The 24,853-nt window shown below is 50.1% G+C and carries 23 protein-coding genes and 1 tRNA gene; 12 read left to right on the forward strand and 12 right to left on the reverse strand.

From position 1 onward, the window contains the following. The first annotated feature begins 47 nt into the window (after positions 1-47). Entirely contained in the window at positions 48-662 is a 615-nt protein-coding gene (locus H144_RS0107200; protein WP_019941377.1) for a nucleotidyltransferase, read from the forward strand. Positions 663-718: 56 nt separating this feature from the next. Here the strand turns inward: H144_RS0107200 and H144_RS0107205 are convergent, their stop codons facing one another. Next, positions 719-1,717, reverse strand: coding sequence for a polysaccharide deacetylase family protein (locus H144_RS0107205; protein WP_019941378.1), 999 nt, complete (start codon positions 1,715-1,717; stop codon positions 719-721). A 196-nt stretch (positions 1,718-1,913) separates the two neighbouring features. Here H144_RS0107205 and H144_RS0107210 point away from each other — a divergent pair, with 196 nt between their 5' ends. After that, a complete protein-coding gene (locus tag H144_RS0107210; RefSeq protein ID WP_019941379.1) occupies positions 1,914-2,891 on the forward strand; it encodes a hypothetical protein in 978 nt (325 codons plus the stop codon). On the opposite strand, the gene H144_RS0107215 is transcribed toward H144_RS0107210, so the two are convergent. The 3 genes from H144_RS0107215 to H144_RS0107225 are packed head-to-tail and all read right to left on the reverse strand — an operon-like array spanning position 2,892 to position 5,590. Further along, on the reverse strand, positions 2,892-3,869 hold the full coding sequence (locus H144_RS0107215; RefSeq protein ID WP_019941380.1) for a bifunctional heptose 7-phosphate kinase/heptose 1-phosphate adenyltransferase: 978 nt from the start codon (positions 3,867-3,869) through the stop codon (positions 2,892-2,894). A gap of 42 nt (positions 3,870-3,911) precedes the next feature. Further along, positions 3,912-4,340 (reverse strand): GNAT family N-acetyltransferase, encoded by a 429-nt coding sequence (locus H144_RS0107220; protein ID WP_019941381.1) that lies wholly within the window; start codon positions 4,338-4,340, stop codon positions 3,912-3,914. Continuing rightward, complete coding sequence (locus H144_RS0107225; RefSeq protein ID WP_019941382.1) at positions 4,337-5,590, reverse strand: bifunctional 3,4-dihydroxy-2-butanone-4-phosphate synthase/GTP cyclohydrolase II; 1,254 nt, start codon at positions 5,588-5,590, stop codon at positions 4,337-4,339. Before H144_RS0107225 ends, H144_RS0107220 begins: the two co-directional genes overlap by 4 nt. A gap of 184 nt (positions 5,591-5,774) precedes the next feature. Here H144_RS0107225 and H144_RS0107230 point away from each other — a divergent pair, with 184 nt between their 5' ends. The 4 genes from H144_RS0107230 (at position 5,775) to H144_RS0107245 (ending at position 11,298) form a co-directional block, all read left to right on the forward strand. Then, positions 5,775-7,745: a T9SS type B sorting domain-containing protein gene (locus H144_RS0107230; protein WP_033402478.1), complete on the forward strand. Its 1,971-nt coding sequence runs from the start codon at positions 5,775-5,777 to the stop codon at positions 7,743-7,745. A 189-nt stretch (positions 7,746-7,934) separates the two neighbouring features. Continuing rightward, the gene (locus H144_RS0107235; RefSeq protein ID WP_229207854.1) at positions 7,935-9,854 is read left to right on the forward strand and encodes a T9SS type B sorting domain-containing protein; all 1,920 of its coding nucleotides are present in this window, start codon (positions 7,935-7,937) and stop codon (positions 9,852-9,854) included. A 55-nt stretch (positions 9,855-9,909) separates the two neighbouring features. Further along, positions 9,910-10,257: a YbaB/EbfC family nucleoid-associated protein gene (locus H144_RS0107240; RefSeq protein WP_019941385.1), complete on the forward strand. Its 348-nt coding sequence runs from the start codon at positions 9,910-9,912 to the stop codon at positions 10,255-10,257. Positions 10,258-10,269: 12 nt separating this feature from the next. Then, positions 10,270-11,298: a glycosyltransferase family 2 protein gene (locus H144_RS0107245; protein ID WP_019941386.1), complete on the forward strand. Its 1,029-nt coding sequence runs from the start codon at positions 10,270-10,272 to the stop codon at positions 11,296-11,298. Here the strand turns inward: H144_RS0107245 and H144_RS0107250 are convergent. Continuing rightward, complete coding sequence (locus H144_RS0107250) at positions 11,279-11,500, reverse strand: PspC domain-containing protein (RefSeq protein ID WP_019941387.1); 222 nt, start codon at positions 11,498-11,500, stop codon at positions 11,279-11,281. The genes H144_RS0107245 and H144_RS0107250 overlap by 20 nt on opposite strands. Before the next feature lie 353 nt (positions 11,501-11,853). Here H144_RS0107250 and H144_RS0107255 point away from each other — a divergent pair, with 353 nt between their 5' ends. Further along, entirely contained in the window at positions 11,854-12,048 is a 195-nt protein-coding gene (locus H144_RS0107255; RefSeq protein WP_015813455.1) for a cold-shock protein, read from the forward strand. Between the two features lie 65 nt (positions 12,049-12,113). Here the strand turns inward: H144_RS0107255 and lysS are convergent, their stop codons facing one another. Beyond that, positions 12,114-13,829, reverse strand: a complete 1,716-nt coding sequence (gene lysS / locus H144_RS0107260) for a lysine--tRNA ligase (protein ID WP_019941388.1) — start codon at positions 13,827-13,829, stop codon at positions 12,114-12,116. Between the two features lie 211 nt (positions 13,830-14,040). Here lysS and H144_RS0107265 point away from each other — a divergent pair, with 211 nt between their 5' ends. After that, positions 14,041-16,542: an AsmA-like C-terminal region-containing protein gene (locus tag H144_RS0107265; RefSeq protein WP_019941389.1), complete on the forward strand. Its 2,502-nt coding sequence runs from the start codon at positions 14,041-14,043 to the stop codon at positions 16,540-16,542. Between the two features lie 2 nt (positions 16,543-16,544). On the opposite strand, the gene H144_RS0107270 is transcribed toward H144_RS0107265, so the two are convergent. Together H144_RS0107270 and H144_RS0107275 are read right to left on the reverse strand one after the other, a co-directional pair. Beyond that, complete coding sequence (locus H144_RS0107270; protein WP_019941390.1) at positions 16,545-17,255, reverse strand: response regulator transcription factor; 711 nt, start codon at positions 17,253-17,255, stop codon at positions 16,545-16,547. Between the two features lie 87 nt (positions 17,256-17,342). After that, on the reverse strand, positions 17,343-18,158 hold the full coding sequence (locus tag H144_RS0107275) for a YjiK family protein (protein WP_019941391.1): 816 nt from the start codon (positions 18,156-18,158) through the stop codon (positions 17,343-17,345). Here H144_RS0107275 and H144_RS31575 point away from each other — a divergent pair. Beyond that, positions 18,157-19,362 carry an AI-2E family transporter gene (locus H144_RS31575; protein ID WP_229207855.1) on the forward strand — a complete coding sequence of 402 codons (1,206 nt, stop codon included), beginning with the start codon at positions 18,157-18,159 and terminating at the stop codon, positions 19,360-19,362. The two genes, H144_RS0107275 and H144_RS31575, sit on opposite strands and share 2 nt — an antisense overlap. A 6-nt stretch (positions 19,363-19,368) precedes the next feature. On the opposite strand, the gene H144_RS0107285 is transcribed toward H144_RS31575, so the two are convergent. The 4 genes from H144_RS0107285 to H144_RS0107300 form a co-directional block, all read right to left on the reverse strand. Next, positions 19,369-19,851, reverse strand: a complete 483-nt coding sequence (locus H144_RS0107285; RefSeq protein WP_019941393.1) for a gliding motility lipoprotein GldH — start codon at positions 19,849-19,851, stop codon at positions 19,369-19,371. Positions 19,852-19,897: 46 nt separating this feature from the next. Further along, a complete protein-coding gene (locus tag H144_RS0107290; protein ID WP_019941394.1) occupies positions 19,898-20,398 on the reverse strand; it encodes a hypothetical protein in 501 nt (166 codons plus the stop codon). Between the two features lie 90 nt (positions 20,399-20,488). Then, positions 20,489-21,286 carry a (Fe-S)-binding protein gene (locus H144_RS0107295; protein WP_019941395.1) on the reverse strand — a complete coding sequence of 266 codons (798 nt, stop codon included), beginning with the start codon at positions 21,284-21,286 and terminating at the stop codon, positions 20,489-20,491. Positions 21,287-21,297: 11 nt separating this feature from the next. Then, positions 21,298-22,656, reverse strand: coding sequence for a 4Fe-4S dicluster domain-containing protein (locus H144_RS0107300; protein ID WP_033402479.1), 1,359 nt, complete (start codon positions 22,654-22,656; stop codon positions 21,298-21,300). Between the two features lie 225 nt (positions 22,657-22,881). Between H144_RS0107300 and H144_RS0107305 the strand changes: the two genes are divergently transcribed. The 3 genes from H144_RS0107305 (at position 22,882) to H144_RS0107315 (ending at position 24,672) form a co-directional block, all read left to right on the forward strand. Further along, a tRNA-Phe gene (locus H144_RS0107305) sits at positions 22,882-22,954 on the forward strand. A gap of 401 nt (positions 22,955-23,355) precedes the next feature. Next, positions 23,356-23,649 (forward strand): helix-turn-helix domain-containing protein, encoded by a 294-nt coding sequence (locus tag H144_RS0107310; protein WP_019941397.1) that lies wholly within the window; start codon positions 23,356-23,358, stop codon positions 23,647-23,649. A 45-nt stretch (positions 23,650-23,694) separates the two neighbouring features. After that, the gene (locus H144_RS0107315; RefSeq protein ID WP_084599928.1) at positions 23,695-24,672 is read left to right on the forward strand and encodes an AAA family ATPase; all 978 of its coding nucleotides are present in this window, start codon (positions 23,695-23,697) and stop codon (positions 24,670-24,672) included. Positions 24,673-24,853 lie beyond the last annotated feature (181 nt).

Consider the following 24,853-nt stretch of genomic DNA (forward strand, 5'->3'; position numbering starts at 1 on the left):
TATTCCGGGCATTGTTTATTTTTGCCTAAACTATTGCTCGACTTCCTATGTCTGCCCATACATTAACCAAGCAACATTCCGAGAACCTGGAAAAATTTCTGCGCTTGCTCCATGTGGCGGACAAATTGCATCGTGGAAACCCAACCGTAAAAAACAAGCGATCGATGGACATTAGCAGCGGGGATGTTCTGCAGCTCTTGAAAAGTTTAAATCTGCACCACGTCAAATATCTGTTGGTAGGCGGAATGGCCGGCGTAGTACATGGACATATCCGTACGACATTAGACATGGACCTTTGGATTGGTAATACCCATGAAAATACCGAAGCGTTTGTGCGCGCACTACTGGAAAATGAGGTGATCGGGGCAGAGCTGTTAAGAACGATGCCTCTAATCTTCGGCTGGACATCGGTTCGTTTTGGAAAATCAGGTTTTGAATTGGATCTGGGGCATTCGCTCAAAGCATTCAACGAAAATGACTTCGAAGCCTGTTACGAACGCGCACTGGTTGCTGATTATGACGGAGTACCATTCAGGGTCATCCATTTAAACGATCTTATCAAAGAAAAAAAAGCAACGGCAAGGAAGAAAGACCTAGCCGATGTTGAAGAATTACAACGTATTTGGGAGGAGGAAAACCGACCGCCCGCTACCGACCATTGACCGCAGATCTGCAAAACCGCATCAGCGGTCGGCCGTCAGTCGTCGGCCGTCAATAATCACTTCACCTTCCCTCTCCGCTGCATCGCCTCCCGCCACGTCGTCAGCACAATCCCTTCTTTTTCGATATACTTTCGCAATTCCGGGTCGATCATGGCGAGGAAATCGCCTTCGCGGGTGGGCCAGGAGTCGGAGATGTGGGGGAAAACCTCGGTGTGTATCGTGCAATGCATGATCACCATCGTCAGGCCGGGTTTCAGCTTGCCGATCGCTTCGATGTATTTGGCGGTTTTATATCGCTGTAATGCTTTTTCCGATTTGTCGCCGTTTTCGGGGCCCTTCCAGCCATAGCTGCTGTTTTCGAGGTCGTCGAGCACGGGCAGGCCAGCTGCCCAGAGCTGTTTGCCCACTTTTTGCGTCATTTCAAACTGCTGCTCGATCATCTTTTCTTCCGCACGGATCGCGCTGTTATGTCCGCCGGGGAACATAACGGGAATTTTCTCTTGCATGCCTACCTTCAGATACCTTTCAAGAAACTCGGGCGTGGCGAAGAGCGTGCCCATATGCGAGTCCAGGTGCGTGGGCTCGAAGCCCATCGTGCGGGCGCGGTCGAGCTGCGCGCGGATTTCCATTTCCACTTCGTCCGGCGAAGCATTCTTCACCACATCGGCAACACTACGCCATAATGCGCCTTCGGGATCGGTGAGGCCTTTTACCTGGTTTTTACCGGCCAATGGCCCCCAGCGGTAATCCTTCCATTCCGACGTCATCGTCAAATGCAGTCCGGCGTCGATGTCCTTGTTTTCTTTCCAGTAACTGACAAATCCCGGCACCCAGCCGCACGGCATCATCACGCTCAGCGAGTTGGCCACGCCGTCGCGAATGGCTTTAATAGCGCCCTGGTTGGATTCATATGACATCCCGACGTCGTCGACGTGGATGATGAGTACCTTTTTGCCTTTTGGGTAGCCGAGTTGTTCGGCATAAGTCTGTTCGCTGGTTTGGGCGGAAGTAATCATCGGAATGGCTGCGAGAAGCAGTAAGTACAATTTTTTCATAAGTAGTGCAAAAATTTAAGGGCTTGAACTGCTGCCTGTTAATACTGATCAACGCCGGATTAGTACTAGTAACCCAAAGTAATCAGTTTTGACGGAGAACGGAGCCGCCAAATGCTCCCGGCCATGCAAACCGTACAATAGGCCAGTCCTTTTCGCGTTATTTGCCAACATTTAACGCATCCCCTAACATTCCTGCATGGCTAACCCGCGCAACCTGTTAACCTGTCTGCTATTGTGCCTGATCGTTCCGGCGCAAGCCCAGCATTTCTCCCTAAGCCGCCTTTTTTACCCCAACCTGACCCTCAAAGCCGATTACAATGTACCTGCCAACCTCGACGGTAACAGGGAATACGGCGTTTCGAGGACCGGCTTTTTCGGGATCATTCCGCTTCAAAGCGAAGTACAGCTCGGTTACAGTTTACGCAAAAAATTTGATTTAAGGGCCGTGCATACCGTAGCGCTCGCGCAGTACACGCAGATCCAGCCCACTTTCGACGGGAAGAATGACCCATCCAACGGCTACAAAACATTATCCTTAGGCATTCTGCGCATGCAGGCCAGCATCAAGGACCGCCTTTGGGTGTACGGCGGGGGGCTGGGTATGACGGAAAGTAACGAGACGTTTTTTAGTCCGCAGCCATTCTTCTGGGGCGGTGCCGCGCGGATGCACGTGCTCGGGCTCCGAACGCAATTTATGTACGGATCGGTGCTGGCTTATAACCAGAAGCTGCGGTTTATTCCCGTGTTTGGGGTCAATAAAGGTTTGGGAAAACACTGGCGCGTGTCCGCATTGCTGCCTTTTATGATGAATGCGAATTACAAGGCTACCAAATGGTTCAATGTCGATTTTCTGGCCGGACTAAGTGGTTACAGCGGTGGCTTCCAGGTGCAGACGCCGGAGGAAAAAGCATTGCGGCGTGAGAATTACCGGCAGATCAAAACCGGTGTGGCGGCTAATGCACATTTGTTCTCGGTGCTGAATGTATCGGTGGAAGCGGGCGTGACGACATTCCGCCAGCTGCGCACATTCAACAGTGCCCGCGAAAACCTCACTTCCTACACACCCGCGACGACGCCGTACATTGGCGCAAGCGTCCGCTACATCACGAGCCGGTCCAAGTTTTCATCCAAATTCATGCGCAGGATGAGCCTGGGAGAAGGAGGGATTTGGTAGTTAAACCAGCCTTTTCGCCTCCGATTTCAGCAATTCCTTGTCGATAGGCACCACACCGACCATTTCACAAACCAGTCCGCCGCCGAGATTCGAAATAGCGGCAACGCTTTTGGCAGGTAACTGCAATGCCACGCAGCACGCGGCAATGCTGATCACCGTGTCGCCCGCGCCCGATACGTCCGCAATCTGGCGGATGTGTGCGGGTAACTTGTGGGTTTCTTCATTAAAATCAATGAAAACACCTCTTTCCGAGAGGGTGATCAATGCGCCTTTTGCTTGCAGCGCATCTTTCAAATGCCGCACCGTCGCTTTCAGTTCATCTAGGTTATCCACATTGAAATCCACTTTTAAACCTTCGCGGAGCTCTTTGAGGTTGGGTTTAAAAAGCGTGACGTGGTTATAGGCGAGGAAATTGCGCTTTTTCGGGTCCACAACGGTAGGGACGTTGTGTTCGTTGGCAAATGCCGTGATGTCAGCGATGGATTCCGGCGTGAGCACGCCTTTGTCGTAATCTTCAAATATAATGACCTGGCAGGAAGGGATCAATTCCTTGGCTTTCGCGACCAGTTTTTCGGTTTCTGCTTTGGAAACAGGCTTATCCGTTTCGGTATCGATGCGCACAACCTGCTGGGACCCGGCGATAATCCGCTCCTTGATGGTGGTAATGCGGTCGTCGCTGCGGATAAGGCCTTCGCAATTCAATCCTTTTTCTTTCAGGCTGTTTTCAAGCAGGTCGCCAGGTGCGTCGGTGCCTATTACCGAGCAGATAATGGCTTGTGCGCCCAGTGACTGCACATTTAGCAGCACATTGCCCGCGCCGCCGAGCCGGTATTCCCGTTTTTGTACATTCACCACGGGCACAGGCGCCTCGGGGGATATTCTTTCAACCTTTCCCCAAACATATGAATCGAGCATTACATCGCCGATTACCAGTACACGCAGGGTATCAAATGCTTCAAAAACCTGATCGATTGTCATGTAGTAATGTTGCTAAAAGTGCCGGGCAGCCTGCGCTAAAAATCAGACTTTGGCCACAAAATGCAGGCTGGTCACCTGAAATCTTTTGTTGAGGTACAGCCGGTGGGCATCGGTACGGGCCGCATTCACACCGGAATCGAGGTGGATTTCGTTGAAATTTTCTTTCTCCGCATAATCCGCGATCCAGTCGAGCAACATGCCCGCATAACCTTTTCCGCGTTGCGTCGGCAAAGTCGAAAGATCGTCGATGTAGATGTATTTTCCACGAAAAAGATTGTAACCGGTTTCAAAAACGGCCACAGCGGCGGCATCGGGGCTGCCGTCCTCGATGAAAATGATTTGCCGGTTATCGGCCAGTGTTTGCCGAACAGCCTCGAAATAAAGCTCGTCGGTCAATAACGGCCGCAGCGCCTGGATGGCGCCGCGGCATTTGAGAATATCGTCGTCGGTTTTGACAGTCTCGATGATCATAACCCTTTGCTATGTCCGACAATGGTCAGGTTGTTCAAACTGTGGCCCATTTTGTCGCGCTTGGTGAGCAGGTATTTCTCATTGTAGGGGTTGGCAGGAATTTCGATCCCTACCGAATCCACGATTTCGAGGCCGTAGCCGATCAGCCCTGCCCGTTTTTTCGGATTATTGGTAATGAGTTTGATTTTTGTCAAATCCAGGTCACGGAGGATTTGAGCGCCTACGCCATAGTCGCGGTCGTCCATCGGGAAACCCAGTTCCAGGTTGGCTTCCACGGTGTCGCGGCCCATTTCCTGCAATTTATAAGCTCTCAGTTTGTTCAAAAGGCCGATACCCCGTCCTTCCTGGTTCATATAAACGATCACGCCTTTGCCGGCTTTGTCGACCATTCCCATGGCGGCGTGCAGCTGGGGCCCGCAGTCGCAGCGGCAGGAACCGAAAATATCGCCCGTTACGCACGACGAGTGCACACGCACGAGCACGGGTTCGTCTTTTTCCCAGGTACCTTTCACCAATGCGAGGTGCAGGTCGCCCGTATTGATCTGCCGGTAGGCGATCAGGTCGAAATGGCCCCATTTGGTAGGCATATCTACGCCGATTTCCCGTTTGATGAGCGATTCCTCGCGCAAGCGGTATTCAATCAGGTCTTTGATACTCACCAGTTTCAGGTTGAAACGGTTGGCGATCTCGCGCAGCTGCGGCAGGCGTGCCATCGATCCGTCCTCATTGAGGATTTCAACCAAAACCCCTGCCGGCGAAAGTCCTGCAAGACGCGGGAAGTCGATCGCGGCTTCGGTATGGCCTGTACGGCGCAGTACGCCGCCGCGTTTGGCTTTCAATGGGAAAATATGTCCCGGACGGCCCAGATCGGTCGGTTTTGTCTCATTGTTTACCAGCGCCTGGATCGTTTTGGAGCGGTCGCTGGCGGAAATACCGGTGGTACAGCCGTGGCCCAGCAAATCGACCGACACGGTAAATGCGGTCTCATGCAGGGCGGTGTTGTTGCCCACCATCATTTCAAGTTCCAGTTCGGCGCAGCGTTCTTCGGTAATGGGCACGCAGATAAGCCCGCGGCCTTCCCTCGCCATAAAATTGACTATTTCCGGCGTTACCAGTTCGGCAGCGCAGATAAAATCACCTTCATTTTCACGGTCCTCGTCATCGACAACGATGATCAATTCACCTCTTTTGATCGCTTCGATGGCATCTTCGATAGAGTCCAGCGCGATCGGGTTGGTATTGTTACTCATTAATCGGGTTAATGAAAAAATAGTTTTAAACTAAAACTCGTTTTTACTCTGCAAAGGTACGTTGATAATGTCGAAAGTTCTATTTTTGAACGTCCGTTACAGGTTGTAACAAAGGATTTGCACGATCCGTTTCAACCGGACGAACCTGCACGACGCGCACCGCGGGAACCTACTTTACTCATCCATGACACATAAGCTACTGATCCTGTTTTTGTTGAGCTTTCTTTCGCTGGTTCGGATAGAAGTGTCAGGCCAGGGTAGTATTGCGAGGACGCAAAGCTTTTGCGGAAACACAGGCGGCTTTAATGTGACACCCACGGAGGGCTGCGCGCCTATGACGGTGAATGTCAAGAACCTGATGCACAAGGCCGAAAGCCTGACCTACGCATTCCGTTTCGACCGTAACCAGAATACGCCGCCCAACACGAGCGAGACGACTCAGGACTCCACTTTTACCTACCAGACGCCCGGTACTTATACGATTTTGCAATACGGAAGCGCCGGAGGTACCGGTTTCAGCATGTGCAAGGATGTGCAGGTAAAAGAAACCCGCGGCCCGAATGCGGAGATCATTGCCTGCCAGAACGGCAAAGTGCGCCTCACGATCGTGAGCGACGATATTTCCAAGGCTTACGACGCGATAGAAATCAGCTGGGGCGACGGAGTCAATCAAATGGTGAACATCAAGACGAGCACTGCCGCATACTTCGATCACACATACACGGGAACCGGCGCGCGCCCGGCCATCACGCTCAAAGGCAGCTATAACAGCGGACAATGCTCTACCAGTACGAAGGCCACGACCATTACCGCCAACACCCCGCCGCCATCGCTGGCCAGCATTCGTATCCGAAGCGTAGAAATGCCCGCCAGCGGCGATGCCAAGGTGATTTACGAAGGTATGGAAGGCGTGGAAACGAAGGTGTACATTGCCAAAAGCGACGACAATTTTATTTATACCAATAAAAGCACCCAATCCGGCGGGCCGCAATCGGCAACCGTGCCGCTGCTCGACCCTAAGACGGTGTACCGCTTTCAACTCTGGTCGACGGACATTTGCGGGAATATCATCAAAAGCCCGATCGTGAGCAGTATGGCGATCAAGCAGGGCGGGCTGTCGCTCGACGAAATCATCGCCCTCGAATGGGAGAACGACGCCAACACCGATCCCGTGGTGGAATATCAGATCAAACGGAACGGCGCCGTGATTTTCACCACGCCCAACAAGCGCTCGTACGAGGATACCGACGTGAAATGCGGCAATACTTATCAATACGAAGTCGTGGCGATTATCGAGAACGATGTGCGCTCTTATTCCGCGCCGATCAGCCTGGAACCTAAGACTTCCCCTCCGGGCAATATCACCAATGCGACGGTCACCGTGAAGGACGAAAATACGATCGGTACCAAAGTGGAACTGTCGGGAGAGGGACTTACAAGTGCATATAATCTCGTCGTGGAGCGCGCAGTGCTCGGCACCTCGAACTTTGAACTGGTTTCTCCGGCAAATAACCAGAGCCTGCAATGGGATGACACGAATGTGAGTACTTCACAAAGTTCCTATTGCTATCGCTTTCAATACGAGAATGCCTGCAAGATGAAATCGCCGTCGTTCAGCACACCTGTTTGCTCCATTTTGCTGAGTACCAAGAGCCCGGAGATCGTCTGGAACCCCGACGCACCGTTTATCAGCACCATTGAGGCGTACAATTTGCAGCAGGTAGACGGAAGCGGAAGTCTGATCAATACCATTTCAAAAGGTCTTTCAACAAGCCATACCCTGGATTTGGCCTCCCAATCCGATTTCGGGTATCGCATTGAAGCGAAATCCTCGGACGGCAACTTTACCAGTCTTTCCAATGTCCTCAATTTCAGAAGCGAGGCCATTATCCTCGTCCCCGATGCATTCACACCCAACGGCGATGCGTACAATGAGCGTTTCGAGGTAAAAGCATATTTCATCAAGGAATTCAAAATGTCGGTTTTCAGCCGGTGGGGCGAAGTGATTTTCCATTCTGAGGACATTGCAGAAGGCTGGGACGGCAACTTCAAAACCGGCAAGGCGCCGGGCGGCTACTACCTCTACAAGATCGAAGCGACCAACACTTCGGGTGAGACTGTCGTAAAAAATGGGAGCTTTCTGCTAATAAGATAGGATTTTTCCAATACTCTTGCCCACGGGATAATACATTTTTAATAATCCCGTTTAATAGGTACGCATTATTGCCACCCCTAAATAGCTTATTTTTGCTATCGCGTTTTTGAATTCGTTAAGATTCCCTAAAAACTTATTGTTTTATCTATCGTCTTTGAAAAAAGGTATTGGATTAATATTGCCACACTTATGAGAAAAACACTACTATCCTTCTCTTCATTCTTCATTTTATGCTCAGCCGTAACGGGGTATGGCCAGGGACTTTGTGATCGCGGCGGCGGTGATTTTGAGTTGAGCACCTACGAAGGATGTGTGCCGCTGACTGTTACAATTACGAACAAGGTACAAAATCCGATCTTGGTCGGATATAATGGTAACTACGATGGCGTGTCTCAGAACCCCAGCTTCATTGATGTTCCGAGCGTTACCTATAACAATCCAGGGTCGTTCATTTTCTTGCAGCAGGCGGCTATTACGACGGGCCGTGTATACGCTTGCCGGCGTGTAAAAGCCATTGAAACCGGGCTCATCGCAGCTACTTATTCCTCCTGCGGCGGCGGCCAGGTGAGCATGGAGCTCACCGACAATGCCATTTTGAAAGCATACGATCAGGTGGAAATCAAATGGGGGGATGGAATAACGGAAGTATGGAAAAAAGGCGATCCGCTGACATTCAGGCACAGTTATACCAATGTAAACGACAAGCCCACCATCACATTCCAGGGCCTGTATTCAACCGGGGTTTGCCGAGCGGGCCGAGTAAACAGCCTTCCCGTCACATTCGAACGTCCGCAATTGAATGAAATCCAGATGAGTGCCGTCGAAATGCGCAATGACGGAACGTTACGCCTTACTTATAAAGGCGTGGCCGGTATTCCAACCGACATTCAATTCAGCACCGACGGTACCACTTTTGCTACTTCCGGGCGGCGCACGACCGGTGGTACGCAGCCTTACGATATCAAAGGATTAAATATAGCGCAGGTTTACAAAGTCCGCCTTTCTTCCGAAGACCTTTGCGCAGGAACTACCGAAACACAGCCGATCAGCTCAGTAACACTTACAGGTAACACTTCAAATGGGGCAAATTCATTGAAATGGAGCCAATATCCTGATGCGGCACAATTCGACGGCTACGACTTGCTTCGCGACGGGACGATCATTAAATCCTTCACGGGCGTAGGTGAGACCTCCTACACTGACGAAGACGTAGAATGTGGGACCTTCGTGGAATACCAGGTGGTAGCAAGATTGAAAGCGGCCACTTCGACATCTGCCGCGGTAGGTTTGAAAGTTGAAACAGGTAGTGCGAAGCCATTGAACGGCGGTTCGGTATCTGTCCTGGATGCGGGAAGCATTGCCATTAAAGCGGATGTTCCTGGTGCGGGGCCTAATACTTCCTACGAGCTTTCGATCGAGCGCGCGGAGGCCGGTACGACTGTCTTCAAAAAAATCATTACCCTTTATAATGAAAGCGATTATGTTGATAATTCTGTAAAAACGAGCGAGCTATCATATTGCTACCGAATGAGTTATCAAAACTCGTGCGGACAGAAAGTACCGGTATCGGAGCCTATTTGCAGCATTTTGTTAAATAAAAACCTAACAACCCTAAACTGGACGGCCGACGCGCCGATTTTGGGCGGTTTTGAAGGTTATACCGTCGTTCAAACCGGTTCCAGCGGCAATGCGGAGGAGATTCCGGTAAACAAGCTTACGAACTACACAGTCAAGCTCAATAATCAGAGCGATCTGGAATATAATTTCATGATCCGGGCGGCCGATGCAACAGGCGATTTCGAAAGCCTTTCGAACATCGTCAACTACCGGAGAAATGCCGGGGTGTTCGTGCCGGATGCATTTACACCCAATGGCGACGGCTTCAACGACGTGCTCGAAGCGAAATCCGAGCAACTCCGGTCGTTCAATATGTCGGTGATGAACCGCTGGGGCGTGGTGGTGTTCCATTCCGACGACATCGCCAAGGGCTGGGACGGCACCGTGGAAGGTACCAATGCGCCCGTCGGCTACTACTATTACAAGATGACTTTCGTCGACGACATCGATCAAACTGTTGAAAAAAGCGGTACTTTTATGCTTTTACGGTGAGGAACTATTTCTGTGAAATAAGTTTTCTCAAGTTTTAAACTTAATAAGTACAGCTATGTTTGGAAATATGGCGGACATGATGGGCCTCATGGGTAAAATGAAGGACATTCAGTCGCGTATGAAAGAGGCACAGGAACAGCTTGTTCACATCACCGAAACCGCCGAATCGGGTGGGGGGATGGTGAAGGCGACTGTCGATGGAAAAAGGAAGCTGATCAGCCTCGATGTGGATAAGGACCTTATCAATGGGGACGACAAGGAAATGCTGCAAGACCTCATTGTAGCGGCCGTCAACAAGGCCAATGAAAATATTGAATCCAAAATTCAACAACATCTGCAGAAGGTAACGGATGGAGTGCTTCCCAACATTCCAGGGCTGGATTTGGGCAGCTTTATGAAATAACCCAACATCCGAATGGCTCCCTCTGTTGCGATTGTAATCCTGAATTATAACGGCCGGCATTACCTCGAAAAATTCCTTCCCAACATCATCGGGCACTCCAAAGGCCACGCTATCTGGATCGCCGATAATGCTTCTACCGACCACTCGATGGAGTGGCTTGCCGAGCATTATCCCGAGCTGAATACGCTTGCAATCTCGGAAAACAAGGGTTATGCCGGCGGCTATAATGACGCATTGCGCCGCATTCAGTCGGATTACTATATCCTGCTCAATTCCGATATCGAAGTGACGGAAAACTGGATCGATCCGGTGATCGCATTCATGGAAACCGACCAGCGCATCGCCGCGTGCCAGCCGAAGATACGCGCGTACGACCTGCCAACGCACTTCGAGTACGCGGGAGCAGCGGGCGGATACATGGATTACCTCGGTTACCCGTTCTGCCGCGGCCGCATTTTCGATACGCGGGAAGAAGATTTAGGGCAATACGACGACGAAAAGGACGTATTCTGGGCGACGGGCGCTTGCCTGTTTGTCCGCTCGGCGGCATTCCACGCGGCTTCGGGCTTCGACGAGTCGTTTTTTGCGCACATGGAGGAAATCGACCTGTGCTGGCGGCTGCTGAATATGCGCTACCGGATTACCTACTGCGGCAAATCGACCGTTTACCACGTCGGCGGTGGCACATTACACAAATCCAATCCGAAAAAGACTTTCCTCAATTACCGCAACAACCTGATCATGCTCTACAAAAACCTGCCGAAAGGCCGGCGGTGGAAAACGATAGTGATCAGGCTGATCCTCGACGGCATTTCCAGCGTGCGGTTTATGGCCACGGGCGCCTGGCCCGACGTTTTGGCGATATTACGGGCGCATTTCGCGTTCTACGGGATGATACCCGAGCTAACGCGAAAAACCGAAAGGACCCGATACAGGGCTCCGCTCTATTACAGAAGTGTAGTTTGGGAGTATTTTGTGCTCGGAAAACACCGCTTTGGGCAGCTTACGGGCATAGAACCCGTTAAAGTTCCCAGATCGTAGGGCTGTTATGCCGGCGCCAATGCTGGTGCAGATCCATCCAGAACGCCAGCACTAGGTATAATATAATAGGCGAACCGAAGGTCATGAAGGTGGCATAAATAAAGTATTTCCGAATGCTGCTGGCCGGAAAATTGAGCTTTTCGCCCAACTCGGTGCATACGCCAAATATTTGGTTCTCAACGAAATACCTGAACTTGTTCATACCTGTTTTAGAATAATTGCCTCATAATTAGCGATTTTCGCCCGGATATGCAATTCTGACCCTGTGAAATTTGCATTAAGAATGCCAAAACAGCAAAATACCGCTAACTCGTAAATTTTCAAATTCTTTAATCAAATAAATTGTTTTACAAACAATTTTTGTTTCTTTGTGATTGAAGATTTTGTAAGTTGTTCATTATAATCAAGATGTCTTCGGGAAAATTTCCAAAATTTCTTTTGCTAATGGGTTGAGCCTCCCTCAATTATTTGGTAGAGCCATTCTGACTTTTAACTGAAACGCCTTACATTTCTCCTGTATTTTCACCTTATTTCAATTTTTTTATTTCAACTATTATGCCAACAGGTACTGTAAAATTTTTCAATGAAGCTAAGGGATACGGCTTCATCGTGGAAGACGACACAAAAAAGGACATCTTCGTCCATGTGACAGGATTGGGAGGACTTACTATCCGTGAAAATGACCAAGTAGAGTACGAAGTCGTTGAAGGAAAAAAAGGACTTAACGCTGTGCAGGTAAAAAAGATATAGATTGTATTTTTTTTGCAAGAGAAATTAAAAATGCCGCTGATCTAGCGGCATTTTTAATTTATACACTATGCTACCCAAGCCTTCACATCGTCCAGTTGAGGCATTTTTTCGTCAATTTTGAGTTTCTTCCGCATTCCGCCCAGGTCGTTGAAGATCTTGTTGGCGTTTGCACTTTTCAGTTGCTCGATCGTCAGGATATTCATCTTCTGCAACGCTGGCACCCACACCGCAGGTACACCCGCAGTCACGTAATCCGACTCCTGCGCGATCACCGCTTTCTTCTCAGGCCGCATTTGCGGGAAGAAAATCACCTCCTGAATGCTGGCATTGTTCGTCAAAAGCATCGTCAGACGGTCGATACCGATACCGATACCCGCGGTAGGCGGCATACCGTATTCCAGTGAGCGGATAAAGTCGTCGTCCATTTCCATCGCCTCGTCGTCACCTTTTTCTTTCAGGCGCAGCTGGTCTTCGAAACGCTCTTTCTGTTCGATCGGATCGTTGAGCTCGGAGTAGGCATTCGCTACTTCGCGGCCGTTCACAAACAGCTCGAAACGCTCTACCATACCTTTTTTGGTGCGGTGCTTCTTTGTCAGCGGCGACATTTCCACCGGGTGGTCGATAATGAATGTAGGCTGGATAATGTTTGCCTCCACTTTCTCACCAAAAATCTCGTCGATCAGCTTGCCTTTGCCCATGCTCTCGTTCACTTCCATTCCCCATGCACGGCATTGCTCGCGGATCGCCACTTCGTCCAGCGTTTCCACGTCGAGGCCGGTATATTGCTTGATCGCGTCGGTAATGCTCAGCCTCGGGTAAGGGCCGGCAAAATCCAGCTCCACATCCCCGAACACCGCTTTTGTAGTACCATTCACGGCCAGGGCCACTTTTTCAAGCACCTGCTCGGTCATTTTCATCATCCAGAGATAGTCCTTATAAGCCACATACAGCTCCACGGTCGTGAACTCGGGGTTGTGGGTACGGTCCATTCCCTCGTTTCGGAACAGTTTTCCGAATTCATATACCCCTTCAAAACCGCCCACGATGAGGCGTTTCAAATGCAGCTCCGTCGCGATACGCAGGTACAAGCCCAGGTCGAGTGCATTATGGTGCGTCGTGAACGGGCGTGCGGCCGCGCCCCCGTGAATAGATTGCAATACCGGCGTTTCCACTTCCAGCCAGCCGCTCGCGTCGAAGAACGAACGCATGGTGGTGATAATGCGGGCGCGTTTGATGAAAATGTCGCGTACTTCGGGGTTCACGATCAAATCCACGTAACGCTGGCGGTAGCGCAGCTCGGGATCGGTGAAGCCGTCGTGTACATTGCCGTCTTCGTCGCGCTTAACCACCGGCAGCGGGCGCAGCGATTTGTTCAGGATCTTGAATTCCTGCACGTGCACGGAGATTTCGCCCGTTTGCGTGGTAAAAACAAACCCCGTCACAGCGATCATATCGCCGATGTCGAGCAATTTTTTGAAAACGGTGTTATATAATGTCTTGTCTTCGCCGGGGCACAGGTCGTCGCGGCGGAAGTACAACTGAATACGTCCCGTGCTGTCCTGGAACTCGGCAAATGCGGCGCTTCCCATAATGCGGAAGCCCATAAGCCGGCCGGCCATCGTGACGTGTTTATAGTCGATCTTGTTGTTCTCGTAGTTTTTAAGAATGTCGGCCGCATAGGCATTTACGACAAATTCTTCCGCCGGATAAGGCTCAATGCCCATCCGCATCAATTCTTCGCGTTTTTGGCGGCGCAGTATTTCCTGTTCGCTCAGTAGCATCTTAAAGCAATGGATTGGTAAATGGAACTAGGTATTCCAAAAGAGTGCGCAAAACTACTACATTTTGCGCTCAATAACGAGCAAAGCAGCCGGTAAGATGCTGAAATGACCGGTAGGACATTATTTCTGGCACGCTATTAATGTCTTCCTTATATTGTAACCGGAGCGACCTGTTCCCTTTTTCATCAACAGCGCCAAACCTCTTCGTTTCATGTATCCAAAAGTTCTGAAAATCATTGGCATAGTAGCATTGGTTGGCGCCCTTCTCTTCGGGGCGGTGGAATTTTGGGTCTATAAAAACAGGGAAAAGCTGTTCCGCAGCGCGCAGGAGCTTATTAATGAAAATCTGAACGGCAACCTGGCCATCGGGGATTTCAAATTCAGGCCATTTTACGGCGGCCTGGGGCTGAACTTCACGATGTACGACGTGAAACTTACGGACACACTTTATAACGTTCACCATAAACCGTTTCTGGAAGCCGGGCAAATCCACGTCGCGGTCGATTTCAAACGCATTTTCTCCGGCGATGTGCGCATTAAAAACCTCGTGCTGGAAGACGGGGGCGTGAAACTGTTCGTGCAGAAAGACGGCTATTCCAACCTCTCCATTTTCAAGTCCGACAAGCAGAAAAAGAAGAAGGATAAAGATAAAACCGACGACAGCATCGTCAAGAAGCTCGGAAATGTTCGTTTCGTCAATTTCAGCCTCGCCTATTCCGATTCGGTGAAGGAGAAATATTTCGGAGCGCTTTTCCACGATGCTACCAACATAATCGAACGGACGGATTCCAGCACGAATGCAAGCCTTACCGGCGCCGTTTTTTTCAATGGGTTGACATTCCGGGTAGAAAAAGGAAGCTTCCTGACCAACCAGGAAACCAACCTCGCATTGGCGCTCGGGTACGACGAGGATAGCAAAACGCTGAAAATTTACCCTTCCATCCTCGAAAGCGCCACGCATAACAAGATCGGTATCAATGGTGCTTTCGACTTTTCGGACACCATTAAAGTGTTCCACCTGAATTTCGAAGCCAAAGGCATCGCCGTGAAGGACGCATTGCCCTTACTGAACCAAAGACTGCAAAAGCAGATCGACTCGATCGGCGTGCAGACGAACGTGGATACGCGCGTGAGCATCGCCGGCATCCTCGGCCGGCCAGGCCTGAAACCGAAGGTGGACGTGCAATTCGAAACCGATACGTTCCGATATGCATTGCCCGTGGGCGTGCTGCGGAATATGAAAGCATCCGGCACATTCACCAACCGCGCCGACACCACCAAGCTGGCCGACGTGTTCAATTCCCGGCTTATCGCACCGAAGATTACCGGGTTCTTCGAAACCATTCCATTCGCATTCAAGCTGGTGGTGAACAACTTCCGCAACCCGCGCGCGGAAATCGACGGCCGTATCGAAGCGGATTCCACGAATATGGGCGCATTGCTCGATCCGGGCAGATACCGTTTCAAGCACGGCTCGGCGAAGATCGACTTCCATTTCAGCGGTAACCTGAGGAAGTTTTACAATGCGCAGAAAGACAACTTCGACGGCAAGGTGGTAGGCAAAGTTTCGCTCAGGAACATTGCCATGGATTACCTGCCGCAAAAGGTGCGGATCAGCAAGATCAATGGCGACCTCACATTCAACGAAAAGGTGATGGTGCTGCCTAACCTGCGTTTTTCCGACAGCCAGAACATGCTTTACGTGCGTGGAACGCTCCTCGACCTTATTCCCTATCTGTTTGGTTCGCCCAAACCGCTGCGGGCCAACGTAGACGTGAACATCCCCGACTGGCAGCTCAACTGGCTCGAACCGCTCCTTGCCGCACGCGGAAACAGCAAGCCGAGGTCTAAAAACTCGCTGAAACTATCGGAGCTGCTGGACAACGCGATCGACAAAATGGAGATCGTAGCGAAGCTGGATGCAAAGAAGGTGCGCTACAAGCATTTCAATGGCCGCGATGTGAAAGGCCAGCTCACGATCAGCAACAATGCCGTCAGCATCGAGTACTTCCAGCTGAGGGCATTCGGCGGGGGAAAAGTGAGGTTATCGGGCGAAATGGATAACAGCGGCTCGGGGAAATTGCCGCATATGGCCGTCCGCGCGAAGATCGAGAACGCGGATGTGCATTCGGTATTCTACTCGTTCGATGATTTTGGACAAAAAACACTCACGCACCAGAACCTGAAAGGTATCCTCAATACCGATTTCAGCTTCGAATCAGAATTGAACAACAATGTAAAACTCGTGCCGTCGAGCATGAAAGGGCTGTTGCGGGTCGATCTGACAAATGCGTACATCATCAATTTCGAGCCGTTTATGAAGATGAAAAAGTTGATTTTCAAACGGCGTAACTTCGAGCGGGTGAGGTTTGCGCCTATCCGCAACGACTTCCGCCTGCACGGGCAGGAGATCGAGATCGCCCCGATGGAAATCGAGTCAAACGTGATGACGCTCTTTATCGACGGGATTTACAGTTTTGGCAATAAAACCGATATCAACATTCAAATACCCCTCAGTAACCTCAAAAAGCGCGACTCGACGTACGTGCTCGACCCGAATAATCCCGAAAAACGGGAAGGGTCGAAGATTTTCCTCCGCGCCGTGGATGAAAACGGCGAGGTGAATATCAAACTCGCGTTCCGGCGCAAGAAAAAGGACAAATCCAAAGAGGAAGATGCCGAGGTGAAAAAGCTGGAAGATGTGGATCGGTAACCCTATTCCCGCTCGTTGCTGAACATATAACCTACGCCTTTCAGGGTTTTGATGTAGCTGTCGCCCAGTTTTTCGCGCAATTTGCGGATATGCACGTCCACGGTCCTTTCCAGCACGTAAATATCAGCCCCCCAGATTTTTTGCAGGAGCTCGTCGCGACTGAAAACCTTGTTCGGTGTTTGAGCAAGGAAAAACAGCAATTCAAATTCCTTTTTAGGCAAAACAGTCGACTTTTCGCCGCCCTGCGTCACCGTATAGTTCTTGCGGTTAATCGACAAATCGAGGATTTCGATCGTATCGCCCGACTCGGCCTTTTGGGCTTCACGGCGGAACAATGCATTGATCCGGCTCATCAGGGCACGCGGCTTGATCGGCTTGGTGATATAATCGTCGGCACCCACTTCAAATGCGGCCACTTCCGAATATTCTTCGGAACGCGCGGTCAGGAAAAGAATGTAGGTGTTTTTAATATCCGGATTTTGGCGGAGAATCCGGCCCGTCTCGATGCCGTCGAGCTGGGGCATCATAATATCGAGAAGGATGAGGTCTGGGATGAAAGCCCGGGCTATGTCGATCGCTTTTTTGCCGTTGGAGGCAGTTAGTACCGAATATCCTTCCTTGGTTAAATTATATTCGAGAAGTTCAACTATATCGGAATCGTCGTCAACTACGAGTACCTTTGGAGCCGAGTTTGCAGATTTAGCAGTGCTCATTGTTTTGGTTATTAAAACACGATTCGAAATTAGTAGATGTGATGTTCAGATTACATCAGGAAATCTATTGTTAACATAAACATAACATCACCGAAAAGTAGTTCGATAGATGTTTCCCTGCTCATTGGTCATCAGCATATCGGTATTGTTCAAAAACTCAATGGCCTCGGATTGCTTTCTGGAAAAGCGAAAACAGCCCTTTGGTTTGCTGAAATCGACATTGTCACCGCTTGTTTCGAAGAGCAGTACTTTCCCATAAGTCAGCAAGGCGAAAGTTTTACCATCCGGGCTGACCGCGGCCGAAGTTACCTGGGTGTTAATGCGGATACTGTCCGACGCGGAGATGGTATAATCCCCTTTTTCTGCCGGAATGCGGTACATCCTCACCGATTTGTCCTTGCCCCGGTTTTTCGAAAAAAGATACAAACTTCCCCGATGATAAAAAAAGGACTCGCAATCGGCCGTTTGAGCGGTATTTTGGTACCGGAATGTAATTTGTTCGGTACGGTTATCGGCGGGATTAAATTTATAAATGCTTAAAATGCTGCGTTTGGAAGCATTATTGCCAAAATCGCCGATGTAAATGTGCCCGGTCGTGTCCTGGGCCAGGTCTTCCCAGTCGGTATTTTTAGCGTCGGGAACGGGTTTTGTGTTGCGTAAATGTCCTTGCAGGTCGAAGAGGTAAAGTTCCGGTTTGCCGCCACTGTCGTTATGCGTCCAGAATGTACTGGGCTCGTTTCCAATCGCCAGTCCGGAACTTTCCGAGGCTACTGCCGGGAGCTTACCTATTTTGCTAATTTTGTAATGCCGTTTAACTTTCTTAAAATCATTGGTTCTGTGATCGGGCTGACAGGTACAGAACACCGTTTTGACCGCTAACCACAGATATATCAGTTTGTTCATGAATTTACCGTTGCGTCCTCTTCCAAACAAAGATAGAGAAACCCCTGTGTACCTGAAACTGGCGGCATCGCTGGTAGCGCTGATCGCGACAGTGTACATTCTCTATACACTTCGTGAAACGCTAATCCCGCTTGCATTCTCCATTTTGCTGGCCATTTTACTGCACCCCGTATGTGCCTGGCTCGAATTGCGGAAAGTGCCGCGGATCGGTGCCATTCTGCTGAGTATTCTCGTGCTGTTCACGGCTATTGTGGTGCTTGTTTACGTCGTTTCGGTACAAATAGGCAGCTTCGCGGAAGAGCTACCGCGCATTACCGAAAAGGCGGAAGCGATTCTCGATCAGACACTTACAATGGGCGAGCGGTACCTGAACATCAGTCGCACGCAGCAGGTGAGCGAAGCGCAGAAATACCTGATCAACGCATTGAGCGAAGGCCGCGCGTTTCTGCTGAACACACTGGTGACCACTACCGGCGCGATTTCCACATTTGTACTCATTCCTTTGTACATATTCTTCTTCCTTCTTTACCGCGACTTTTTCAGGATGTTTGTGCATAAAGCCATCCACAGCGTTCCCAATGAGGATTTGAATATTTTGCTGAAAAAAATCTACGAGGTGATCCAGAGCTACCTCTCCGGCTTGTTCCTCGTCATCCTCATCGTAGGTGTGCTGAACAGCATCGGATTGCTGATCCTGGGCATTCCGCACGCGATTTTCTTCGGGTTTCTGGCTGGTTTCCTGATATTGATCCCCTATATCGGCATACTCATCGGTTCGGTATTGCCGGCGTTGCTGAGCATCGTCACGATGGATTCGCCCTGGTATGCCGTAGGTGTGATCGGGGTAATGAGCTTTGTGCAGTTCCTGGAAGGAAATTTTATTACCCCGAACATTGTGGGATCGAAAGTGAGCGTCAACCCGCTGGCGGCTATCGTCGCGTTGTTTTTGGGCGGTCAGCTGTGGGGCCTCTCCGGTTTGATCCTCGCATTGCCCGTGACGGCCATTTTGAAGGTATTATTTGATGCCATTCCGAGCCTTGAACCATATGGTTTCCTGCTGGGCGAGCCGGTGCACGAAGTAGCAGAGGAAAAAGCGGAAATGGTACGCGAGCAAACGGTCACCAAAGACTTCCAGAAAAAGCCTTACCGCCGCTACCGCAAGCCCAAAAAACGCCCCGATGTGCCGCCTGCACCAGGCGTATAACCGATGCTATTCTTTCACGGCCACTTTCTCCACGCTTACCCCGACGCTGATGATGAATGGCAGCGGGTTTTGGCGCATGGACTGCGAAATGGTGAATGTGTAAGTGCCTGAGCGTGGAAAATGGTAATTTTTCAGGAAAGGAATTTTGTGGTCGAACAAATCGCCCAGGCCGTGACCATACGGCTTGCCGGTAACTTCATTGGAAATAAAGACCTCTTCCAGCGTATTGGAAATCACTTTTCCGTCCGGCCCGGCGAAATGGCGGGTAATGTAAAGATTGTAATAGGGGTACTGCAAGGCATTGCGCAGCACATAATACAGGTTATAGGCCTGCGCCGTGTCCGTGATCTCAACCTTAAACGAAGGTTTGTTTTTGATATACCAGAGCCCGTCATCAATGTCCTCGTGCGCTTTATAGACGACATTTTTATCACAACCCGATAAAAGGCACACAAAAAATACAACGACGGCCAGCCGGATGAACTTCATGAAGGACTCTGATATGTTGAAATGCAAAACTACCTTTTTGCCGCTTTTATAAGCTGGTTTGTTCGCTAAAATAACGGTTCAGCCACGAATTGGACGCAGGAATTTTCCAGCGGTTCATCCATTGAGCCTTTGTACTCACCTGGTTATCGAAAATCGTGGTCGTCGGAAGGATCGTTTCCTCGATTACTGCCTGTTTGATTTTCGGTACAGGAATAGTCTGCACGTGATTGCGCTCGTCGAAATACGCGAGCGAGCGGTCGAAGAAATCGACATTCATGCGCTGCCCGATTTCCTGCAACCAATGCACCGACTTGTCGATGGAGCAGCCGCTCGGCAACTCGTCGCGCTCATCGACGGCGATGACGACAAAGCGGTGTTCAAATACTTTTCCGGAGGCGGTAAGCGGTTTTCCGTGTGCCTCCCAGGTGTCGAGCGAAGCTTTCAGCGTTTCGGTGATAATGCCCGTTTCTTCGGGCGTCAGCTCGCGGTTGGCCTGATAAACCCAGACCCTGGCCTGAAAATCGATATCACTAAAAGGGATGTACATGGTTAAAAAGGGTTAAATGCCGGTCAAACGGTTAACTATATGGGTACTGTAAAACAACTATGCTAGCCGCATAGTTCGGGCTGCGTGTGGTTACAAACCTTTCGCCTGCGCGATCAGCTCGGCAAGGTCGTAAACCTTTACAGACTGCTCTTTTTCTTTATTCTTGACGCCGTCGGTCATCATTACCATACAAAATGGGCAAGCCACGGCAATCGTATCGGCGCCGGTTTGCAATGCTTCCTCGATGCGTTCGATGTTGATATCCTTTTTGCCAGCCTCAGGCTCTTTGAACATTTGTCCGCCGCCCGCGCCGCAGCACAGACCTTTGGTACGGCAGCGTTTCATCTCCACCAGGTCGGCGTCCAGCGCTTCGAGCACGTGACGGGGCGCCTCGTACACGTCGTTCGCGCGGCCGAGGTAGCAGGAGTCGTGGAAAGTGATTTTTTTTCCCTTAAAAACTTCACCGCCCTGCAAGCGCACACGGCCTGTATCGATGAGCTGTTGCAGGTATTCCGAATGGTGTAAAACCTCGTAATTGCCGCCTAATGCAGGATATTCGTTTTTTAATGTGTTAAAACAATGCGGGCACGCTGTCACGATCTTCTTCACATGGTACATGTCCAGCACCTGGATATTGGACATGGCCAGCATCTGGAAAGTAAATTCGTTGCCCGCGCGCCGCGCCGGGTCGCCCGTGCAGCTTTCCTCCGTGCCCAGCACGGCGAATTTCACCCCGGCAGCATTGAGGATCTTCACAAATGCGACCGTTACCTTCTTGTAGCGGTCGTCGAACGAGCCGGCACAGCCCACCCAGAACAGCACTTCGGGCGTTTCGCCGCGCGCCGCCATGTCGGCCATTGTCGGCACCTGGTATGCGAATTCAGCCATATTTCTGCTACTTATGATTCAGTTTGATTTTCCTGCGTGCCGCTATCTGCCAGTGCCGCTGCCCAATTGAATCGGTCGCTGGCAGAAAACTTCCACGGCGCCTGGTTGGTATCCAGGTTCTGGAACATCATATTCCAGGAGCCTGGCGCGTGCGCCTCGTCCATAACTTTGTGGCGGCGCAGTTGCAGGATGATATCCAGCGGGTTGATCAGCACGGGGCATTCCTGCACGCACGCATTGCATGTGGTGCACGCGAGGATTTCTTCTTCCAGTATGTAATCGCCCAGCAGGGATTTGTTATCGGGTACAAATTCACCTTTATTCGCCAGCATATTCCGTCCCATATCTTCAAGGCGGTCGCGCGTGTCCATCATGATCTTGCGCGGCGACAATTTCTTGCCGGTAATGTTTGCCGGACAAGCAGCTGTACAGCGCCCGCATTCGGTGCAGGAATAGGCATCCATCAGGTTTTTCCAGCTCAAATCGGCCACATCTTTTGCCCCAAAACGTTCGGGAACGGCGGTATCGCCGGCTTGCGTTTCCAGTCCCAGCATAATTTTAACCTCCTGCGTGATCTCGGGCATATTTTTCATTTCGCCCTTTGGTTCGAGGCGGGAGAAATAGGTATTCGGAAATGCCAAAGCAATGTGCAGATGCTTCGAATAGGTGAGGTAAATAGCAAATGCGAAAATCCCCAGAATATGTGCCCACCAGGCCAGCCGCTCGAAGACGATCAATGTACTTTCGCTCCATCCTGTGAAAATTGGTTTTAGCCATTGGCTTACGAGCAAATCGCCGGTAGCAGGGTAATGCGCACTGCCGAGATCCTGCAAAGCACTGTCTGCCGCATTCATGCAAAGGATCGCGATCATGAGTACGATTTCAAAAACGAGGATCAGCTTGCCATCCAGCTGCGGCCATCCGTTCATTTCACGGTGGCGCACCGGCTGGAACCGCTCGACTTTCAAAACGCTCCGCCGGATCAGGAAAATGGAACAGGCGATAAGCACTCCCAATGCCAGCAGTTCGAAAAAGCCGATCAGGAAACGATAGAAACTCCCCAGCGGCGCAACAAAAAGCCGGTGCGTACCCAGCATGCCGTCGAGTATGATTTCCAGTATTTCAATATTGATTAATATAAACCCGGCATACACGGCGAAATGCAATATGCCGATCAGCGGCCGGTCGAACATCTTCTTCTGCCCGAACGCGACCCGCATCATGATCGAAAGCCGTTTTGCGGGCTGGTCGGTGCGGATTTCCTCTTTGCCAAGCCGTATCGTCTTCCCAATGATGCCGATACGCCGGTACATCAGCCAGGCTACCACTCCGAGTGCGGCTATAAAGAGGATTTGCTGTATGATGGACATAGCGGAGCGGGTTGAGTTTAGTATGCTTGCATACTAACAAAGTAGGATAAAAATGTATTCCGGCGCAAATGGATTGGATATAAATTAATAAATGGAAAAATTAAGTAAAAGATAATGAGGCAAATACGACTTATAGAAAAACTATTTCAGAAATATTTGACTAAAATATTTGTAAACCCAAAGCAGACATCTATTTTTGCAGTCCCAAAAGGTACCAACTGAAACGGTGATGTAGCTCAGTCGGTAGAGCAATAGACTGAAAATCTATGTGTCGGCGGTTCGATTCCGTCCATCACCACAGAATGCAAAGCTAACCGCTTGATAATCTTTGAATTATCGAGCGGTTTTTTGTTTGGTTTACATTCTGGTTTACAGTTGCGCCGAAATCGCCCATCTAAGGCGGATAATCTCTTCAATCTTGCTGGCAAAAAATCTTCATTTGCCGCTCGACCTGGCAACGAAATTTCTACTTCGCGACCAGCATTAATCCCGAAAACAGCCCAATCATTTTATGCTTCCCATAATTCCGAGCCGGAATTTTCACTTTCGCTACTTTATCGCGAGGTAAGGCAAAATGCGCCTAAACGGCTTCTGGATGCATTTAATACCAGTTGAAGCAAAGTTCATACTTTTTCATACTTGATTTTTCGCCCGCCTTCCCCCAACCTTTGACCAACATCAACCGAAAACAAACGTGTCATGTCAAAACTGGTTTTAATCGAATTCGACGAGTTCAAGAGCTTCACCCGAGAGGTGATTCAAGAGGAGTTTAGAAATGCGTTCAGCCCGAATCAGGGTCTGAAAGGCTCGAAGGAAGAGCCGCTGCTCTCGCGAGCTGAAATGGCGCGTGAGCTGAACGTTTCGTTGGTCACGCTGCACCAATGGCAAAGATCGGGCTTGCCCTATCGGAGGCTACATCGGAGAATTTACTTCATCAAGTCCGAGGTGCTGGATTACATGTACTCAAATCAGAAAACAAAGAAAAAGGGATAATGCCTCGTCCGCATTACCCCCTGCAAAAATCTTAAAAATCTAAGTATGACAAATTTAACTGCCCTGAATGGTTTCTCCAACCATTCGGAAGGAAAGATTTTACACAAATCTTCACTAAACAAGATGGAAAATCTCGCGGTCAAAGGGAGAACGCTGGCTCCGCTCAGGCGTTTACTTGGAAATTATGTGCTGGAAAACTCTGCGGTGATATTCGCGGCAGAGCGTGGGACCGGGAAAACGCTTTTAGGCCTTCAAGCCTGTATTGCCATTTCTGCGGAATGGCCGTCGATTTGGAATGAGCCTATCGAGTACCATGGGAACACTTTGTTCATCAATTGCGAACTTAGCGAGGATACGATTAGTCGACGGCTGGCGAAGCTGTTTGACGCGCCACCTCAGGAGATCAAATTTTCGGAGTACCATAGCTATGTCTACACTACCAAGAAGGGTCTGGATGAGGAAGCGCAGGCTATCATTGAAATGTCGAAGACGCACAAGCCTGTCTTGATCGTCTTAGACAATTTCAGAGTTGCCTTCTTGAATTCTGATACGAACAATGGTAAGGAAGTCGCGAAGGCCATGCACCTGATCCTGACGCTTCGCGATTTGCTCGATACTACGATCATCATTACCGACCATACGAGGAAGCATACCCGGAATCTGCTGACCGATAGTGACCTTCAAAGCGGCTCCGGCGTGAAATCTGATTTGACGGATAGCGACATGTTTCTCCGGAAGAGCAAGCAGGACATTCAGTATCGGATTTTCAAACGCTCCAAATCAAGGCATTGCGAAGAGACCGACGGTGCCAAGCTCATCCGCCTGAATCCGGATTCGCTATGGTTTGAATTTGTCCAGGACAACATCGACGAAGCGCAGCACATTGGTGCCGAAGTGATGCCTGTCAAGGAGGAGCAGAAGGATTTAGCACGCGAGCTTCGTGATCAGGGAAAGACTATTGAACAGATCGCGAAGATTTTGAATAGGGGCAAAGGCACTATTCATCGCTGGCTAAACGAGTAATGAGCTCGAATGGGCCCACATTTTTCTCACAACCCCTCCTAATTTTTGAGAGGGGATTGCGAGAAAAATGCTCGAAGAAAATGGCAACATCTGGCATTAAACTTGGCTAGTCTGGCCATGTTCCATTTGTTCCAGAAGTTCCATTTGTTCCAAATTCCATTTCGTTCCATCCGTTCCGCTG

The organism is Dyadobacter beijingensis DSM 21582 (assembly GCF_000382205.1).
Classification (GTDB): domain Bacteria; phylum Bacteroidota; class Bacteroidia; order Cytophagales; family Spirosomataceae; genus Dyadobacter; species Dyadobacter beijingensis.

Bases quoted from the DNA above. Each gene is read 5' to 3' on its own strand.
- H144_RS0107275 (WP_019941391.1), bottom strand. From the start codon at position 18,158: ATGAACAAACTGATATATCTGTGGTTAGCGGTCAAAACGGTGTTCTGT.
- H144_RS0107205 (WP_019941378.1), bottom strand. From the start codon at position 1,717: ATGAAAAAATTGTACTTACTGCTTCTCGCAGCCATTCCGATGATTACT.
- H144_RS0107315 (WP_084599928.1), top strand. From the start codon at position 23,695: ATGACAAATTTAACTGCCCTGAATGGTTTCTCCAACCATTCGGAAGGA.
- lysS (WP_019941388.1), bottom strand. From the start codon at position 13,829: ATGCTACTGAGCGAACAGGAAATACTGCGCCGCCAAAAACGCGAAGAA.
- H144_RS0107230 (WP_033402478.1), top strand. From the start codon at position 5,775: ATGACACATAAGCTACTGATCCTGTTTTTGTTGAGCTTTCTTTCGCTG.
- H144_RS0107265 (WP_019941389.1), top strand. From the start codon at position 14,041: ATGTATCCAAAAGTTCTGAAAATCATTGGCATAGTAGCATTGGTTGGC.
- H144_RS0107200 (WP_019941377.1), top strand. From the start codon at position 48: ATGTCTGCCCATACATTAACCAAGCAACATTCCGAGAACCTGGAAAAA.
- H144_RS0107250 (WP_019941387.1), bottom strand. From the start codon at position 11,500: ATGAACAAGTTCAGGTATTTCGTTGAGAACCAAATATTTGGCGTATGC.
- H144_RS0107290 (WP_019941394.1), bottom strand. From the start codon at position 20,398: ATGTACATCCCTTTTAGTGATATCGATTTTCAGGCCAGGGTCTGGGTT.
- H144_RS0107215 (WP_019941380.1), bottom strand. From the start codon at position 3,869: ATGACAATCGATCAGGTTTTTGAAGCATTTGATACCCTGCGTGTACTG.
- H144_RS0107310 (WP_019941397.1), top strand. From the start codon at position 23,356: ATGTCAAAACTGGTTTTAATCGAATTCGACGAGTTCAAGAGCTTCACC.
- H144_RS0107210 (WP_019941379.1), top strand. From the start codon at position 1,914: ATGGCTAACCCGCGCAACCTGTTAACCTGTCTGCTATTGTGCCTGATC.
- H144_RS0107240 (WP_019941385.1), top strand. From the start codon at position 9,910: ATGTTTGGAAATATGGCGGACATGATGGGCCTCATGGGTAAAATGAAG.
- H144_RS0107295 (WP_019941395.1), bottom strand. From the start codon at position 21,286: ATGGCTGAATTCGCATACCAGGTGCCGACAATGGCCGACATGGCGGCG.
- H144_RS0107270 (WP_019941390.1), bottom strand. From the start codon at position 17,255: ATGAGCACTGCTAAATCTGCAAACTCGGCTCCAAAGGTACTCGTAGTT.
- H144_RS0107285 (WP_019941393.1), bottom strand. From the start codon at position 19,851: ATGAAGTTCATCCGGCTGGCCGTCGTTGTATTTTTTGTGTGCCTTTTA.
- H144_RS0107225 (WP_019941382.1), bottom strand. From the start codon at position 5,590: ATGAGTAACAATACCAACCCGATCGCGCTGGACTCTATCGAAGATGCC.
- H144_RS0107235 (WP_229207854.1), top strand. From the start codon at position 7,935: ATGAGAAAAACACTACTATCCTTCTCTTCATTCTTCATTTTATGCTCA.
- H144_RS0107255 (WP_015813455.1), top strand. From the start codon at position 11,854: ATGCCAACAGGTACTGTAAAATTTTTCAATGAAGCTAAGGGATACGGC.
- H144_RS0107245 (WP_019941386.1), top strand. From the start codon at position 10,270: ATGGCTCCCTCTGTTGCGATTGTAATCCTGAATTATAACGGCCGGCAT.
- H144_RS31575 (WP_229207855.1), top strand. From the start codon at position 18,157: ATGAATTTACCGTTGCGTCCTCTTCCAAACAAAGATAGAGAAACCCCT.
- H144_RS0107220 (WP_019941381.1), bottom strand. From the start codon at position 4,340: ATGATCATCGAGACTGTCAAAACCGACGACGATATTCTCAAATGCCGC.
- H144_RS0107300 (WP_033402479.1), bottom strand. From the start codon at position 22,656: ATGTCCATCATACAGCAAATCCTCTTTATAGCCGCACTCGGAGTGGTA.